The sequence below is a fragment of the Pseudomonas sp. DF11 genome (genome assembly GCF_058148565.1).
Genome location: NZ_JBYVYN010000009.1, coordinates 54,516 through 70,407 on the forward strand (window position 1 = coordinate 54,516; position 15,892 = coordinate 70,407).

A 15,892-nucleotide genomic window follows, 5' to 3' on the forward strand; every position below is an offset into this window, starting at 1 on the left:
CTCACTCGACAGCTTCCAACCTTGTGGCGGAATTTCAGCTCACGACTTAGGCCGCCACGGTGCAAGAACGCCTTCGAAAAGTGAAAAGGCTCCATGCAGGAAACTGTTGAAGCGCGCGGCATCACGCCGCAGCCCTGCCTGTTGACCACCAATCAGGCACAGATGGGCCACCTGGCCAATCACTTCTGCCTGGCCTGGCATAGGGACCAGGCGGCGGCATGTCCGTATCGCGAAGTCCAGTCGTCTTGTGTCAACACGCTGCTGAAACTCGCCTACCAATGGATCGTGCAACGACCAGGCGCGGATGGAAACTTCCCGCCCAGGTTGTTTCTCCGCGGCAATACTCAAGTAGCGTTGCAAGGTTTCGCCCGCGCTACGCCCCTGCGCCGCATAAGCGAGCATGCGCTCGGTGTAGTCTTCTTCCCAAGCGGCCAGCAAGGTGCGGACAAAATCTTCGCGATTGCGGAAATGGTGATAGAACGATCCGCGGGTCACATTCAACCGGCGCGATAGACTCTCGGCCGAAACACCGATATACCCTATTTGGTCGAGGGCCTCAAAACCTGCCGCGATCCAATGGTGACGCGTTAGTTTTCTCACCCGTTATTTCGCTCCAGATCTGGGGCCATACAGACTGTGTATGGTGCACAACCGATTGATACGCTGCGAACACCAGCAAAGATGGCCGTTGCGTTTTGCACGCCAGCACTTTTCATGGAGCTCGCCTTGAAGAAAATCGTTCTGGTTGCTTTCGACCAATTCACCGATATCGACCTATTCCTGATGTGGGACATTCTAGGCCGCAACACGCAGGACTGGCACGTCCGAATATTGGGTTCTAGCGCTATCGTGCGATCGGTGCATGGCCTGCCTGTTTCGGTGCACGGTCCGCTTTGCGAAGCCAATAGTGCCGACGCGGTATTGTTCGTCAGCGGCAAGGAAGGGATACCCGCTGCACTTGCCGCGCCGGATTTCCTGCCGTCATTTGAACTTGACCCCAGGCGCCAGCGAATCGGCTCCATATGCGCCGGGGCTTTCATTCTCGAACGGCTTGGGCTGCTCAACGGCCAGGCAACCACACACCCGGATGCGCGATCGAGCTTGCAGGCTCTGGGGCTTGAGCCCATGGACCAGCCACTTGTATGCCAAGGGAACGTGGCAACCGCTGGCGGATGCCTTTCGGCACTCTATCTGGTGGGATGGTTGGTTGAGTCCTGGTTCGGTGTCGACAAGCGCCGTGCGACGTTGCTCCCTGTTCTACCAGCCGGGCAGCAAGCGCTCTATGATGCCTTGATCGGGCTCAGTCTCCGACAAGGAGAAGTTCGCGCCTCAACAACATCCAGTTAATCCACGCTCACTCAGCGAGGCCCTGGGCCTCAAGGCGTGGACATCGATAAACCACCGCAAAGGAACGCGACATGGCATGTCGTCCAATCAGTAGTTGGAACTCAGGAGAGATCACCGATGCCCCGGGAATTTGAGCTCATCATGTCTGTGCCAGTCCCCTCGAGGTCCGGCATCACCCACCTTTACAAGTCGCTGAACCTGGCGGACGCTTTTGCGATTCGGCTCCCTGCGGGCACCTCCAGCGATCCGGATTTGCTGGCTCGATTCATCCTTTCCCACCAGCCAGCCTGGATCGGATGGCTCATGAACGTCCGAGACACTATCGTTGCCTGTTTTGGTCTCAAGACAGCCAGGCATTTGGCAACACTGGCTAATCGGATTGAAATCTTCAAGGTCTACAGCACGAACCAGACTGAAATCGTGTTGGGAGAGGATGACAAGCACCTCGACTTCCGGATATCGATCCTCTGTTCTGAGGAGGCAGAGCCAGAAGGCAGTCGCCAACTCGTTTTTTCAACCGTGGTCCACTGCCACAACCGTCTAGGCCGGGCCTACATCTTCGTTATTGCCCCCTTTCACCGCTTGGTTGTTAAGGCCAGCCTCCTGCGTGCAGCGCGCGTTGGTTGGCCGCTGGCTACCTGCCCCTAAGGAGTAAGGGGCCATACCGCCCGCTTTTGGCCGAGTTCCACCCGTCGCGAACAGCAGAGGTTGATCCCACAACGCCCTGCTGAACGGCCCACATTAATGAATTGGACACACGCACGGAAGAGTACCCAATGGACTGTATGTCCTGGGCGATTAACCCTTTCCCCTCACAAAACCCTCAAAGCAGCCCATGCGTGCCAGAATCTCCTCACTGGATCGTCTTGGAGACCACCATGCTTCGCACGTTTGAAAAATGGCTCGACCCCTTCCCGCCCGACGAAGTACCGCCACCGCCTGAAGGCTTGGCGCGCTTTCTCTGGGCCTGCACCCGCGGCGCTCGCGGCTATATTCTCGCGCTTGCGCTACTGAGTGCCGCTGTGTCGGTTTACGAAGCCTGGCTGTTTTCTTTCCTCGGGCAGGTCGTGGACCTGCTGTCGACCTGGCAGGCCGGCGGCGATGCGGCGATACAGGAAAGTCGCGTGCTGTGGGGCATCGGCATCGTATTGCTGACCAGTATTGGGCTGGTCGCGTTGCGCACGATGGTGCAGCACCAGATATTGGCGATCAACCTACCGTTGCGGCTGCGCTGGGACTTCCATCGATTGATGCTGCGACAAAGCCTTTCGTTCTTCTCCGATGAGTTCTCCGGACGCGTCACCACCAAGGTGATGCAGACGGCGCTGTCGGTGCGCGAGGTGTTGTTCACCGTCATCGAGATCGCACCGGGGATCGGCGTTTACTTCATCGCGATCATCGCCCTGGCCGGCGGCTTCGACCTGAAGCTGATGCTGCCTTTCATTGCCTGGGTCGCGTTGTTCGGCCTGGCCATGCGCTACTTCGTGCCCCGCCTGGGACAAGTCGGGCAGGAACAGGCCAATGCGCGGTCATCGATGACCGGTCGCATCTCCGATGCCTATACCAACATCACCACAGTGAAGCTGTTCTCGCACTCCAAACGCGAAGCCCACTTCGCCCGCGCGGCAATGGAGGATTTCAAGCAGACCGGCTTGCGCCAGATGCGCCTGGTCAGCCAATTCGAAATCGTCAACCAGGCACTGGTGGTCGCGTTGATCATGGGCGCAGGCGGCTATGCCCTATGGCTGTGGCACCAGGGCGAAGTCGGCGCGGGTGCCGTGGCGGCGATTACCGCCATGGCGTTGCGCATCAATGGCATGTCGCACTGGATCATGTGGCAAATGACCTCGCTGTTCGAGAACATCGGCACCGTGCAGGATGGCATGGCCACTTTGACCCGTGGCCCCAAGGTGCAGGACGCGCCGGATGCGAAAGTGCTGGTGACCACTGGCGGAGCGGTGACCTTCGACAACGTGAGCTTCAATTACAACGGCGAACGCCAGGTGCTCGACGGGCTGAGCCTGAGCATCCGCGCGGGGGAAAAAATTGGCTTGGTGGGTCGCTCCGGCGCCGGAAAATCCACGCTCATCAACCTGCTGTTGCGCTTCTATGATGTGGACAGCGGAGAGATTCGCATCGACGGGCAAAACATCGCGCACGTCACGCAAGACAGTCTGCGCAGCGCCATCGGCATGGTCACTCAGGATACGTCCCTGCTGCACCGCTCCATTCGCGACAACATCGCCTATGGTCGCCCCGATGCAACCGACGAGCAAATCCGCAGCGCCGCTATCAACGCCCAGGCCGATGGCTTCATCAGCCAACTGAGCGATCAGCATGGCCATAGCGGCTACGACACCCTGGTCGGCGAGCGTGGTATCAAGCTTTCGGGCGGCCAGCGTCAACGCGTCGCAATTGCCCGGGTGATGCTCAAGAACGCCCCGATCCTGCTGCTGGACGAGGCCACTAGCGCGTTGGACTCGGAAGTCGAAGTAGCCATCCAGGAAAGCCTCGATGTCATGATGCAGGGCAAGACCGTGATCGCCATCGCCCATCGCCTGTCCACGATTGCCGCCATGGACAGGCTCATCGTCATGGATGACGGGCGCATCGTAGAACAAGGCACCCACACGGAACTGCTCGGGAAAAACGGTACCTATGCGCGGTTGTGGCATCACCAGAGCGGCGGATTTCTGGGCGAGGATCAGGGCGTGGTTGAGGCGGTGGAATAGGCATGGGCGTGGGCGTTTTGGGCGATCATTGACCGCCCGAAGCAGCCCTTGATGTCCGTTTTTCGTCGCGAGGGCCGGCTTGCTCGACACGGTTGCTCATACCTCGAACAGCGCAGAGTTCTTGCAACACAATGCCGTAGGTTATGCAGGGCAGGCGCTTTATCGAAGCAGCCCGGTAGCCGTGGTCGCAGACCGCATCATAACGGCTCCAGGCCCCGCACCCGTTAGCTTCACCTGCGCAGTGTTCGAAAGCGCCGGGCTATCTGCAGAAGTCACTTGTCAATTCAGGTCAATGTTGGCAGCGGAACATGGGTGACTGCTTCGTCCTGAGAGGGTTTTGAGTGGCCGTTCATGGCAGACTTCTGACGGCCACGACCGACAGGAAACGCTTGATTTCTCCGGCTCTTCGTTGACCGTGCAGGTTGGAAACTCACCGTCTGGGGGAGTTTTTCACTCCCGCCCGTAAAATATCGCCCCAGCGACGCACCAGATAGTTGTGCTCATCCATCACCGAGTTCCACACGGCGATATGGCCCATGCGCTGCTCATAGGAACCACCATCGCGCACGTCACCAATGTCAATCAGCGGCAAACCATCACTGCCCAGTAACTCCTCCCGCGCAGGTTGACCGGCGTACCAGTAATCCCACTCGGCACTGCTCAGATGGTCGCGGCTGCGCGCCGGGTTGCCGATGTAGTAACCCTGGCGCGCCATCACCGCGCCGGGCCAGCCGGACAACCACCAATTGAGGTAGGCGTAGGCCGCATCCAGCACCGGGCCCTGGGCGTGGCGCGACAATGACAAACCGCCGAACCAGGCGCGGTAACCCTCGCGAGGCACCGCCAGACGGTATTTCACCCCGGCGCGATGCAGGCGCATCAACGTCGGCGACCACAGGCTCTGGATATCGATGTTCGGACTGAGCATCAATTGCGCGGCCTCCTCGTCATCGGACCAGAACGCGGCAAAGTGGCCTTCCTTCTGTTTGCGCACCAGAATATCGGCCAGCACATCGATCTCTTCGATGCTCATATTGCCGATATCCTTGAAGCGCGCCAGTCCCGCGCCCTGCACCGCCAGCGCGGCATCCAGGGCACCGATGGCAGCGTCGCTCTGCAGTGCGGTGCGCGCGCGCCAGGCCGGGTCCAGCAGCCAGCCCCAGCTTTCGTTGCCATGGCAAAAACCCTCGGGCAGGCGCTCGGGACGGTAGGCAAAACTGTCGGCGTTATGGGTCAGGGGCAGCATGCTGATGCGCTCGGTGACCGTGCTGCCGAGGCTGCCATCGTGCTGCACGAACAAGCGCTCGCTAGGCACGCTGCCACTGCCCAACCGATCATTCGCGCAAAGGCGACCGCGCTTGGGCAGGTCGTTGATCTCATGCCACAACGCAATGCGCCGCGTGTCGATGGGCTGGATCGCCCGGGCCGGCCATACGAAGTCGACGTTATGGAACCATTGATCGTACAGGTCATAGCTGTCGGGCTGCATCACCGCGATGCGCTGGGCCTGCTCGACATCGTGCACCTGGTACACCAGGTGAATGCCCAATTCCTGTTCGGCACGAACACGCAGGCATTCGAGCAAGGTCACTGAAGTGCCGAGGACGCGGAGTGTGATCATGCGGCGAACCGCTGAGAGAACACGGCAAAGGAGCGCCGCAGCAGCGCAGGGTCGAGACCACGCAGGATGAACACCAGGCGCGACTGCCGATCCGTGCCCGGCCAGGCAGGCAAGTGCACGGGGGCATGCAGGCAATGCTGCACACCATGAATGACGATCGGGGCGTTACTGCTGTTCACGTTGAGCAGTCCTTTGACACGTAGAATTCGTTCGCCGTGGCATCTTAACAGCATCGACAACCAAACCCCGAAGCCGACCCAATCCAACGGCTGGTCGAAGGTGAGGCTGCACACCTGCGCGGCGCCGTGAGTGGCGCTGATACTGCGATGCAGTTGCCAGCGACTGACTTCCACTGTCGGTTCGGCGCTGCGCAATCCTTCACCTAGCAACAGTTGATCGCCGCTGTGGACGTCACAGGTATTGAGGACCGGCGTACCGGCATTGAGCGCTTGCAGGTGCATGCGCAGTGGGGCGCAGTCCTCCACCAGGTCGGTCTTGCTCAACAGCAAGCGGTCCGCGGCGGCGACCTGGGCCAGCCATTCCGGATGCAAGCGTTCTTGCAGAGTGGCGTGGCTGGCATCCACCAGAGTAATCACCAGGCCGATATGAAAACGCCCGCGCAGTTGCGCGTCGTTGTTCAAGGTGGCGAGGATCGGCGCCGGGTCGGCCAGGCCGGTGGTCTCCAGGATGACCCGTTTGAACGCCGGGATTTCGCCGCGCTCACGGCGTTGCAACAGGCCGAGCAATGCGTCTTTGAGTTCGCCACGAATCGAGCAACAGACGCAGCCACTGGGCAACAGCACGGTATCCGGGGCGACTTCTTCCACCAGCAGGTGGTCGATGCCGACGTCGCCGAATTCGTTGATCAGCAAAGCCGTATCGCCGAGGCTTTCGCCTTGCAGCAGGCGCTTGAGCAAGGTGGTTTTGCCGCTGCCGAGAAAGCCGGTGATGACATTGAGAGCGATGCTCATACGGCTGACTCCAAGTAATCCAACAGACGCGGGTCCAGGGGATCCAACGGGCGACCGAGCATGGTTTCGGCCGCTCGCCAGAGTTGATCCAGGCCACTCGCCAACTCCTGCTTGCCGGTCGCGCCGAGCAGCAGGTAAGAGGCGCCCTGAAAGTCTTCGACCTTGAGCCGGAACACCGCCAGTACCTGATTGATCGCAGCAATGCGGCGCAGGCGTTCGCGGCGCCTGGGCAGCTCATCGCCCAGGGGATCGCTCCAGTGCAGATCCTCGCCGAGCAAACCGCAGAGTCCACACATGGCTACACCTCACTCATGGCATGACATCGCCAGAGTTCGGGCCGAGGGTCTGGCCAACGAACAGGTTGCCACCCGGCTCGCTGGCTAGCAGCACAGCGGTGGGCGCCACCTCGTCCGCCAGGCCGAACCGGCCCAGGGGTAACTCGGCGGCCTTGGCGCGTTTCCAGTCGGCGCTGATCCCGGCGACCAATGGTGTTTCAATCGGCCCCGGAGCGATGGCATTGACCAGTACGTTGTCCTTGGCGACTTCCAGCGCCAAGGACTTGGTGAAGCCGATGACCCCAGCCTTGGCCGCGGCGTAATGGGTGAGTTCGGCGCCGCCCTTGATGCCCAGTTGCGAGGCTACGTTGATGATCCGCCCCCAGCGCTGGGTGAGCATATGCGGCAAGGCGCGCTGGCTGGCGACGAATACGCTGGTAAGGTCGACGCGCAGCATGTCGTTCCACATCTCGATCGTGAGGTCGACGCAACGTGCCTGGGTGAGCATGCCAGCGTTATTGACCAAAACGTCGATGCCGCCGAAGTGCTCGACGCAACGGTCGACACCGGCCTGGGCGCCTTCGACGGTGCCTACATCGGCGAGGCACTCCACCACTTCGGCGCCGAGGTTGCGGCAGGTGATCGCGGTTTCGGTGAGACTGCCAGCGTTGCGGTCGGTCAGCACCAGGCGCGCGCCTTCAGCCGCATAGGCACGGGCGATGGCGGCACCGATACCGCTGCCGGCGCCGGTGATGACGGCGCGGCGGTTGGTAAGTTGAGGCATGTAGAATCTCCTGAAGCAAACACAGGTCCCAGGTGGGAGTGGGCTTGCTCGCGAATGCGGTCTGTCAGTCACACCTGATTTATCTGAAACACCGCATTCGCGAGCAAGCCCGCTCCCACATTTGAATTGAGTACAGTCAGTCGGGCCAGCGTACGGTCAGGCCACCGTCGATGACGATGCTCTGCCCGGTCAGGTAACTCGACGCATCACTGGTCAGGAACTGCACCAATGAAGCCACTTCATCCGCGCGCCCTACCCGCCCCAACGGGATCGCCCTCGCAGCCTTCGCCAGGCCTTCCGGCCCGAGAGAGTTCTTCGCATCCAGTGACTGTGGCGTCTCGATCAACCCTGGGATCACCGCATTGCAACGAATGCCCTTTGCTGCCAACTCCACCGCCAGCGAACGACACAAGCCCGGCACGCCGGCCTTGGCCGCTGCGTAATGGCTGTGTTCTTGCCAGCCATACACGCCGCCGGCAATCGACGAAATCGCCACCAACGCTCCGCCCTCGCCCATATGCCGAGTCGCCGTGCGAAAGGTGCGCATCACTCCCGTCAGGTCGACGTTGAGCATCTCGTCCCACAGCGCATCGCTCATTTCCAGCAACGGTGCACGACGCAGCAAACCAGCGTTCGCCACGGCGTAATCCAGGCGGCCGAAGCGCTGCACGGCGTGTTCGGCCAGTGCATCCACCGAGGCGGTATCGCCCACGTCCAGCGGCAACATCAGGCACTCGCCACCGGCTTCTTCCACCAAGGCCACCGTGGTCTGCGGGTCATGGGGATCGGCCGGGTAATACCCGCCGACGACCGCCACACCATTGCGCGCATAGACCACAGCGAGGGCTTGGCCGATGCCGCTGGCGGCACCGGTAATCAAGGCAACTTTACGGCTCATCTGAAGATCCTCACTGAACGGTTTCCGGACGCACGTGGCGTGCGGCGAACATCAGCGCACCGGACAAGAAGCACGGCACGGCACCGAACCACAGTGCGGCGGTCTGCCAGTCACTGCCGGCGGACAACACCTGTGTGGCGCCAAACCCTGCGACCACCGCGCCAATCGGGCCCATGGCATGGATGATCGCGCCACCGGTGGCGCGGATGCTGGTAGGGAAACTTTCACTGATAAAAAACAGCGCCGCCGAATAGGGCCCGATCAGGAAGAACAGGCCCAGGCTGTACAGCCCGACCACCATCCCCATATTGCTCGGGCCGAACAGCATCCCGGCAAACGACAGGCCGCCGAGCATCCAGCCCAGGCCGATCACGTTGCGGCGGCCAATCTTGTCGCCCATCCAGCCGTGGCTGAGGTAACCGCAGTAACCCACCAGGTTCGACAGCACCAGGATGATCAGCGAGTTCTCGAACGAGATGTGGTGCACGCTGACGATCACTGAGGTGCCAAGCACGCTGAACACCTGGATCGCCGCCCAGTTGAGCAACAGCGCGGCGCCGATCACCAAGGTGGCGCGACGGGCCGGGCCACGGAACGCGGCCTTGAGGCCGGCCTTGCTGTGTTCGTCGTAGTCCACGCCGTAAGTCACGGCGACGTTTTGCGCTTCTTTCACCGCGCCGTTTTTACGCAACTCAGTGATACGCTGATGGATCTGAAACTGCGGGCTCTCCTTGAGCTTGCGCGCCAGGATCGCAATCACCACCGCCGGAATCGCGGCGAAGATGAAGCAGCCCTGCCAGCCGATGATTGGCAGCAGCAGCGCGGTCAAACCCGCCGCGATCAACGCACCGACTGGCCAGCCGCCCTGCACCAGGCTGTAGATAAAGCCGCGACGTTTGGTCAGCCGCGGGTCTTGCGAGGCACCATACAACTCGGTCAAGTAGGTGGCGTTGACGGTTTCTTCGGCATAGCCCAGGCCGCCCAACGAACGGATCAGAATCAGCGGCGACTTGCCCCACGCCCCGCCAATCGCGGTGAGCGCCGAGCACAGGGCGGAACCGGCCACCGTGAAGATAATCCCTTTGCGCCGCCCCAGCTTGTCGACGATTGGCCCGATGGCCAACGCAACGACAGCGGTGCCCACCGCCACCCAGGTCGCGATTTCGGCCTGCTCCACTTCACTCCAGCCAAAGTGCCGGCCTATCTCGGGCAGCAAGGTACCGAACAGGATGAAGTCATACACCGCAAACACCCAGGCGAAGAAGGCGATCCAGGTGGCGAAGCGGACTTCCTGGGACGTCAGTTGCCGGGGTTTCCAGCCAGTCAGGTCAAGCTTGTTGTAGATAGACATGAATCGCGCCTCGGAAGGTGGGTGGGAATCAGGTACGCGGCTGGCGGCGGATAAAGTCATCGGCGATTTCGTCGAAAGTGACGAAGCGCACGCCGGTATGGCTCTGGATGTGTTCGATCAGACGCTCAAGCATCAGCAGCACTTGCGGGCGACCGGATACATCGGGGTGGATGGTCATGGTGAATACCGCGTATTCGTGTTCGCGGTAGACCCAGTCGAACTGGTCGCGCCACATTTCCTCGAGGTGGCGCGGGTTGACGAAACCGTGACTGTTGGGGGCCTTTTTGATGAACATCATCGGCGGCAAATCGTCGAGGTACCAGTTGGCCGGGATCTCCACCAAGTCGGTTTCTTCGCCGCGCACCAGGGGTTTCATCCAGGTGTCGGGGTGCTGGCTGTAGTCGATCTTGGTCCAGCTGTCGCCCTTGCGCACGTAGTAGGGGTGGAAGTCGTTGTGCATCAGGCTGTGGTCATACTTGATGCCTTTTTTCAGCAGCAGCTCGTTGGTGACCTTGCTGAATTCCCACCACGGCGCGACGTAGCCGGTGGGTCGTTTGCCGGTGACCTGGGTGATCAACTCGATGGACTTATCCAGCACGATTTCTTCCTGCTCGGCGGTCATCGCAATCGGGTTTTCGTGGCTGTAGCCATGCACGCCGATTTCATGGCCGGCGTCGGCCACCGCCTTCATCTGCTCGGGAAAGGTTTCCATCGAGTGGCCGGGGATAAACCAAGTGGTACGCAAGCCGTAACGCTCGAACAATTTGAGCAAACGCGGGGCACCAATTTCGCCAGCGAACAGACCACGGGAAATATCGTCGGGTGAGTCCTCACCACCATAAGAGCCCAGCCAGCCTGCCACGGCGTCTACGTCGACGCCGAAGGCACACAGAATTTCTTTAGCCATCATTGTTCTCCTGCGGATTTATCAATCAGTCGTGGGATTTTTCAGGGCTGGCGCAACGCGGCTTCCACTGCCAGCGCCGCGCGCAACAATCGAAAGTCTTCGCCCGCAGGCGCGCTAATCAACATGCCGGTAGGCAAACCGAGCGCATCGCAGCCGCTGGGCAGGGACACGCCCGGCAGATCCAGCAAGCTACCGGGCATGGTCAGGCGCAACGTCGCGAGATTGGTGTGCACGAACAGTTCGTCGTCGGCCTCCAATGGCGCCAGGGGTGGCGCGACATGGGATACGCTTGGCGTAATCAAAAACGCCCCATCCAGCTCATCGGCGATTTGTTGCTGCAGCCGGTCGCGTGCGCTGTAGAGGTTGACCAACTGGCTGGCGGGGAATGTACGTGCGCTTTCCAGACGGCGCCGCACGCGCGGGTCGAGTCGGGTAGCAGCATCGCTGTCGAGCAACGACTGATGCAGCGCGAAAGCTTCAGGGGCGCCAAGCCAGCCTTGCTGCTCGATAAGCTGAAGTGTCGCTTGAAAGGCTGGCGACGGCCGCAGGTCAATCTGCGCACCGTGACCTTTCAACACGCGCAAGCAGTTCAGCAGGTTGTCACGCACCGCAGGTTCTACGCGTGGATCATCAAGGACCGACGGGTCGACCCAAAAACGCTGCCCTGCCAGACCGCGGGGGATGAGTGAGGTCGGCTTCGTACGCCCGCACAGGATGTCGTCGATAGCCAAGGCATCGCGCACGCTGCGCGTCAAAGGCCCCACGCTGTCGAGGGTATGTGCAAGCGGGAAGACACCTTCACGGCTATATCGCCTGCAACTGCTGCGAAATCCCACCACCCCATTGAAGGCCGCTGGAATTCGGATAGACCCAGCGGTATCCGTGCCCATCGCAATCGGCACGATTCCCGCCGCGACCGCGACCGCTGAGCCTGAGGACGAGCCACCCGGAATGCGTGGCTGGTCGAGTCCGACAGGATTGTGCGGCGTTCCAAAATGGGGATTGAGTCCAAGGCCCGAGTAAGCAAACTCGCTAAGGTTAGTTTTCCCGACACTGACCATTCCGGCTCGCGCCAACAGGCCTACGACATTGGCGTCGAGCAGCGCTGGCGTAATGTCGCGGCGCACGGCTGCGCCTGCGGTAGTTGGACTGCCTGCGACGTCGAACATGTCTTTCCAAGCAATGGGAACGCCATCCAGTGCACTTGCCGGCTGTCCGGCCTTCCAGCGCGCGGCTGATGAATGGGCTTCGCGAAAGGCACGCGCCGAACAAAGAGAGATGAACACGTCATCGACTTCCGCCACCTTGGCCAGCATTTCTTCCAACGCCTTGACCGGGTCGCTGCTGCCCGAGGCGAATGCATCCGCCATCGCCAATGCATCGGCTTCAAGCGGTAATTGAGGACTGGCGTAGGACATCTGATCCACCAAAAACGTATTCATTATTAAAATGTACGTTTTGTAGAGCAGATAGCATGCCAAACTGAGTGCTAAAGGAACGCCCGAGCGAAAGCAATCCGCGTCTAGCCTACGGGCTAGACACCTTTGCAGACGGATAGATATTCCATTTTGCGGCGTCATTCATGCAGGACCAGCTCGCAACACCAATAATGTATTAATTAAAAAACATCCGTTTTGGTGCAGAACAGTAACAACGGCCTCAGGAACGCGCACAAAGGACGTGGTCCACGGTGACAACCGACTTGTGCGAGAATCTTCCCCCGCCTTTCGAGAAGCGTATGAGATCGATGACCGCCGAGGATTACCGCACTGCATCCCGCTACGCCATGATCCGCCAGGTCCTGCGCAACGCCATCGTTGATGGAGAGGTGGCCCAAGGACTTGTCCTGCTCGAAGCGCCTCTGGCCGACCTGTTCGGAACCAGCCGCGTACCGGTGCGCAAAGCATTGGACCTGTTGCATAAGGAAGGCTTGATCAGTCGATTCGATGGTCGTGGTTATCTGGTCAACCCAAAGGGGGTTGAAGTGGAGCCACTGCGGCTGGCCGTAACCCACAAGCAACTCGGTCTTGATAGCAGCGAAGAACTGGTCGATACCCGGCCGCTGGGCGAGCGGATGTTCGACGAGATTGGTTCGGCCTTATCGACCTGTATCGCTTTCGGGCACTACCGACTCGACGAGCAAATGGCCGCCGAACATTACGGCGTCAGTCGGGCGGTGATACGCGAGGCATTGATGCGTCTGCGTGACCGCGGCCTGGTGGAAAAGGAACCCTACTCCCAATGGTTGGCCGGCCCGCTCACCGCCAGGGAGATCACCGAAGACTACGAACTGCGCGCGTGCCTTGAACCTGAGGCGTTACGCCAAAGCGCACCGGGACTTAGCCGGGAATCCCTGGAAGCCATGCTGGCGCGGGTTAAAGAGGCACAGAGCACCCCACGTTGCAGCCTGGCATGCATCGAGCAGCTTGAAGAAGACCTGCATTACCACTGCCTCGCCGGAATAAACAATCGCAAGATCGCTACGCTGATCCGGCAGGCACAGAGTCCCAGGATCATCAGTCGGATTTTCTACAGTCAGTTGGGCCTCGGCCCCGACGAAGCCATGCTGGCCGAGCACCGGTTGATTTTAGAGCTGCTACTGCATGGCGCATTCGACGCAGCAGCACTGAACCTCAAGGAACACCTCCACCGCGCCCGCCAACGCATGTTGCAGCGGTTGAAAGTTCTGTCCGTGCTACCTGAGCAGCAAGTACCGGAGTATCTGACCAAACTGAGCTGAAAATCGTCTACCAGTCAGTCCGTACACATTTCAGGCTCGTCATCAAGGCACTCGATGCATGCATCCAGCAACTCATGGAGCGCTGCAACGCGATGCACGCCGAGTCGCTCATTAAGTGCCAATTGCGCCTCTTTCCAGGCGCGCTGTCCTTCGGCTTGCTTTTCCAGTCCTGCTTCGGTCACTTGGACAAGGCGGCTGCGCGCGTCGCCACCCGCCCCGACCGTCAGCCAGCCTTGAGTGACCAGTGGCTGCATATTCCGTGTCAATGTCGAAGCCTCCATTTGCATTCGCCTGGCCAGGTCGCTCGGGCGAATGGGCCCCAGTCGGACGACGTGGGACAACAATGCGTACTGCGTGTTTTTTAATCCGAACTCGGCGATATAGCGATCGTAGTGACGCGTCACCATGCGATTGAGCTGGCGAATCTTCAGATTGGTGCAACCCTGTGGCTTGGTCATTTTTTTCATGGTATAGATTGTATCTACAAGTATTGCATATGCAAGTATCTAGCATGAGGAAGGAGTTCGTGATGGAGGCTGACCAGGTCGTTGCGCGGTGGGAGGAAGAGGAAAAAGCGATTCGTGCCCGCTGGAACACTTCCCACGCCGCAACGCACAAACAGATCACCAGCCTGACAGGCATGGAGTTGTTCCAGGCAATTTTTGCCGGGGAACTACCACCTGCCCCAATCGGCGATACGCTCGATTTCCTGCCCATTCACATGGAACCAGGCACAGCGATCTTCCAAGGTCGCCCGCAACGAAGGCACTACAACCCACTGGGAACCGTGCACGGCGGTTGGTTTTCCACGCTGCTCGATTCGGCGGTGGGATGCGCCGTGCATTCGACCTTACCCGCAGGCAAGGGCTTCACTACGCTGGAGCTGAAAGTCAACATGGTCCGCGCCTTGACCGACGCGGTACCGCTAGTACGCGCCGAGGGAAAATTGATCCATGCGGGAAGTCGGATTGCCACGGCTGAAGGTCGAATCGTTGGCCCCGACGGCAAGCTGTATGCGCACGCCACCACGACATGCTTGATCTTCGATTTCCCTGCACCTTCCCCGAGGCGTCCACATGAGCAAGCCTGACGTTGTTCTCTGCGCTCCGGTCCGAACTGAGTAACCTCGTGGTTCCGCCTCAATCAACGGAGAAAGTCATGAAATACACATCCTTTGGCAAGACCGGCCTGCGGGTTTCGCAGGTAGCGCTCGGCACGGGCAACTTTGGCACGGGTTGGGGCCATGGCGCCGACCCCGATACCAGCACAGCGATCTTCAACGCCTACGCCGAGGCTGGAGGCAATTTCATCGATACAGCGGATGTCTACCAGTTCGGACAATCGGAGGAACAGATCGGCATCCTGCTGCAGGGGCGGCGCGAAGATTTCGTCATTGCGACGAAGTACAGCAACGGCGCGCAGCCGAATGCCAATCGGCTGGTCACCGGCAACAGCCGCAAGGCCATGGTCGCCTCCGTGGAAGCGAGCCTGAAGCGACTCAAGACCGATCGGATTGACATTTACTGGGTGCATCATCCCGATGGCCTCACGCCAGCCGAGGAAATCGTCCGTGGCTTCGAGGACTTGGCACGCGCGGGCAAGATCCTCTATGCGGGCCTCTCGAACTTCGCCGCCTGGCGACTCGCCCGTACAGTGACCCTGGCCGAACTGACTCGTACCATTCCCATCGCGGCTGCACAGTTCGAGCACAGCCTGGTTCATCGCGAGTCCGAAGCCGACCTGTTCCCGGCATCGCACGCGCTGGGCCTTGGCATCGTCACCTGGTCGCCGCTGGGCGGCGGCATGCTGACGGGCAAGTACCGCCAAGGGGAGAAAGGTCGTGCCGAAGGTTTGGGCGGCCGGGTGTTCCAGCCGGAGAATTCGGCGCAGCGTACGCAAATCCTCGACACCGTCATTGCCATCGCGGGCGAGATCGGCGCCAGCGCGGGTCAGGTCGCCATTGCCTGGGCAGGCACCCACGGGGCAGTGCCGATCATCGGGCCACGCTCAATGAGCCAGCTCACCGACAACCTCGGCGCGCTGTCGCTCGAGCTTTCTTCCGAGCAGATCAGCCGTCTCGATACGGCAAGCATCCTGACGTCCTCGGCGCCAGCGCGGGCGATAATTCCCTGGGGCGAGAGCACGGATCGGATCGTGGCATAGTGCGGTACTCGGCTAGAAGTGCTATTGAAAGCGCGGAAAACCAGTACGCCGGCGGACAGAATCATTCGACACGCTGCCCACGGAGCCGTCGCCCTGAGCATCA

Annotated in this window: 16 protein-coding genes and 1 pseudogene; 7 read left to right on the plus strand and 10 right to left on the minus strand. The window is 60.5% G+C overall.

Annotated features, from left to right (window positions below; translation table 11 throughout):
• Positions 1–39 precede the first annotated feature (39 nt).
• Positions 40–600: a TetR/AcrR family transcriptional regulator gene (locus AC30D9_RS23655; protein ID WP_490144971.1), complete on the minus strand. Its 561-nt coding sequence runs from the start codon at positions 598–600 to the stop codon at positions 40–42.
• An 81-nt stretch (positions 601–681) separates the two neighbouring features.
• On the opposite strand from AC30D9_RS23655, the gene AC30D9_RS23660 reads away from it, so the two are divergent.
• The 4 genes and pseudogenes from AC30D9_RS23660 to AC30D9_RS23675 form a co-directional block, all read left to right on the plus strand.
• Complete coding sequence (locus AC30D9_RS23660) at positions 682–1,347, plus strand: DJ-1/PfpI family protein (protein WP_490144972.1); 666 nt, start codon at positions 682–684, stop codon at positions 1,345–1,347.
• Positions 1,348–1,464: 117 nt separating this feature from the next.
• Entirely contained in the window at positions 1,465–1,995 is a 531-nt protein-coding gene (locus AC30D9_RS23665) for a DUF2867 domain-containing protein (protein WP_459160340.1), read from the plus strand.
• A 230-nt stretch (positions 1,996–2,225) separates the two neighbouring features.
• Complete coding sequence (locus AC30D9_RS23670) at positions 2,226–4,079, plus strand: ABC transporter ATP-binding protein (protein WP_490144973.1); 1,854 nt, start codon at positions 2,226–2,228, stop codon at positions 4,077–4,079.
• A gap of 64 nt (positions 4,080–4,143) precedes the next feature.
• Positions 4,144–4,395, plus strand: a pseudogene (locus AC30D9_RS23675) (type 1 glutamine amidotransferase family protein); the annotation flags it as partial.
• A 114-nt stretch (positions 4,396–4,509) separates the two neighbouring features.
• Here AC30D9_RS23675 and AC30D9_RS23680 read toward each other — a convergent pair.
• The 8 genes from AC30D9_RS23680 to AC30D9_RS23715 form a co-directional block, all read right to left on the minus strand.
• Positions 4,510–5,700, minus strand: coding sequence for an ABC transporter substrate-binding protein (locus AC30D9_RS23680; RefSeq protein ID WP_490144974.1), 1,191 nt, complete (start codon positions 5,698–5,700; stop codon positions 4,510–4,512).
• Positions 5,697–6,671, minus strand: a complete 975-nt coding sequence (locus AC30D9_RS23685) for a CobW family GTP-binding protein (protein WP_490144975.1) — start codon at positions 6,669–6,671, stop codon at positions 5,697–5,699. The genes AC30D9_RS23680 and AC30D9_RS23685 overlap by 4 nt, the downstream gene beginning before the upstream one ends.
• On the minus strand, positions 6,668–6,967 hold the full coding sequence (locus AC30D9_RS23690; RefSeq protein ID WP_490144976.1) for a hypothetical protein: 300 nt from the start codon (positions 6,965–6,967) through the stop codon (positions 6,668–6,670). Before AC30D9_RS23690 ends, AC30D9_RS23685 begins: the two co-directional genes overlap by 4 nt.
• A gap of 13 nt (positions 6,968–6,980) precedes the next feature.
• A complete protein-coding gene (locus AC30D9_RS23695) occupies positions 6,981–7,730 on the minus strand; it encodes an SDR family NAD(P)-dependent oxidoreductase (RefSeq protein ID WP_490144977.1) in 750 nt (249 codons plus the stop codon).
• A gap of 136 nt (positions 7,731–7,866) precedes the next feature.
• Complete coding sequence (locus AC30D9_RS23700) at positions 7,867–8,628, minus strand: SDR family NAD(P)-dependent oxidoreductase (protein WP_490144978.1); 762 nt, start codon at positions 8,626–8,628, stop codon at positions 7,867–7,869.
• A 10-nt stretch (positions 8,629–8,638) separates the two neighbouring features.
• Complete coding sequence (locus tag AC30D9_RS23705) at positions 8,639–9,979, minus strand: MFS transporter (protein ID WP_490144979.1); 1,341 nt, start codon at positions 9,977–9,979, stop codon at positions 8,639–8,641.
• A gap of 28 nt (positions 9,980–10,007) precedes the next feature.
• Positions 10,008–10,886, minus strand: coding sequence for a polysaccharide deacetylase family protein (locus AC30D9_RS23710; RefSeq protein WP_176688144.1), 879 nt, complete (start codon positions 10,884–10,886; stop codon positions 10,008–10,010).
• A gap of 41 nt (positions 10,887–10,927) precedes the next feature.
• Positions 10,928–12,304, minus strand: a complete 1,377-nt coding sequence (locus AC30D9_RS23715; protein WP_490145042.1) for an amidase — start codon at positions 12,302–12,304, stop codon at positions 10,928–10,930.
• 329 nt (positions 12,305–12,633) lie between these two features.
• On the opposite strand from AC30D9_RS23715, the gene AC30D9_RS23720 reads away from it, so the two are divergent.
• Positions 12,634–13,626 carry a GntR family transcriptional regulator gene (locus AC30D9_RS23720; RefSeq protein ID WP_490145043.1) on the plus strand — a complete coding sequence of 331 codons (993 nt, stop codon included), beginning with the start codon at positions 12,634–12,636 and terminating at the stop codon, positions 13,624–13,626.
• 14 nt (positions 13,627–13,640) lie between these two features.
• Here the strand turns inward: AC30D9_RS23720 and AC30D9_RS23725 are convergent, their stop codons facing one another.
• Complete coding sequence (locus AC30D9_RS23725; protein ID WP_490144980.1) at positions 13,641–14,093, minus strand: MarR family winged helix-turn-helix transcriptional regulator; 453 nt, start codon at positions 14,091–14,093, stop codon at positions 13,641–13,643.
• Between the two features lie 62 nt (positions 14,094–14,155).
• Between AC30D9_RS23725 and AC30D9_RS23730 the strand changes: the two genes are divergently transcribed.
• Together AC30D9_RS23730 and AC30D9_RS23735 are read left to right on the plus strand one after the other, a co-directional pair.
• Positions 14,156–14,716 carry a PaaI family thioesterase gene (locus AC30D9_RS23730; protein ID WP_134923805.1) on the plus strand — a complete coding sequence of 187 codons (561 nt, stop codon included), beginning with the start codon at positions 14,156–14,158 and terminating at the stop codon, positions 14,714–14,716.
• A 68-nt stretch (positions 14,717–14,784) separates the two neighbouring features.
• Positions 14,785–15,789, plus strand: a complete 1,005-nt coding sequence (locus tag AC30D9_RS23735) for an aldo/keto reductase (RefSeq protein ID WP_490144981.1) — start codon at positions 14,785–14,787, stop codon at positions 15,787–15,789.
• Positions 15,790–15,892: the final 103 nt, after the last annotated feature.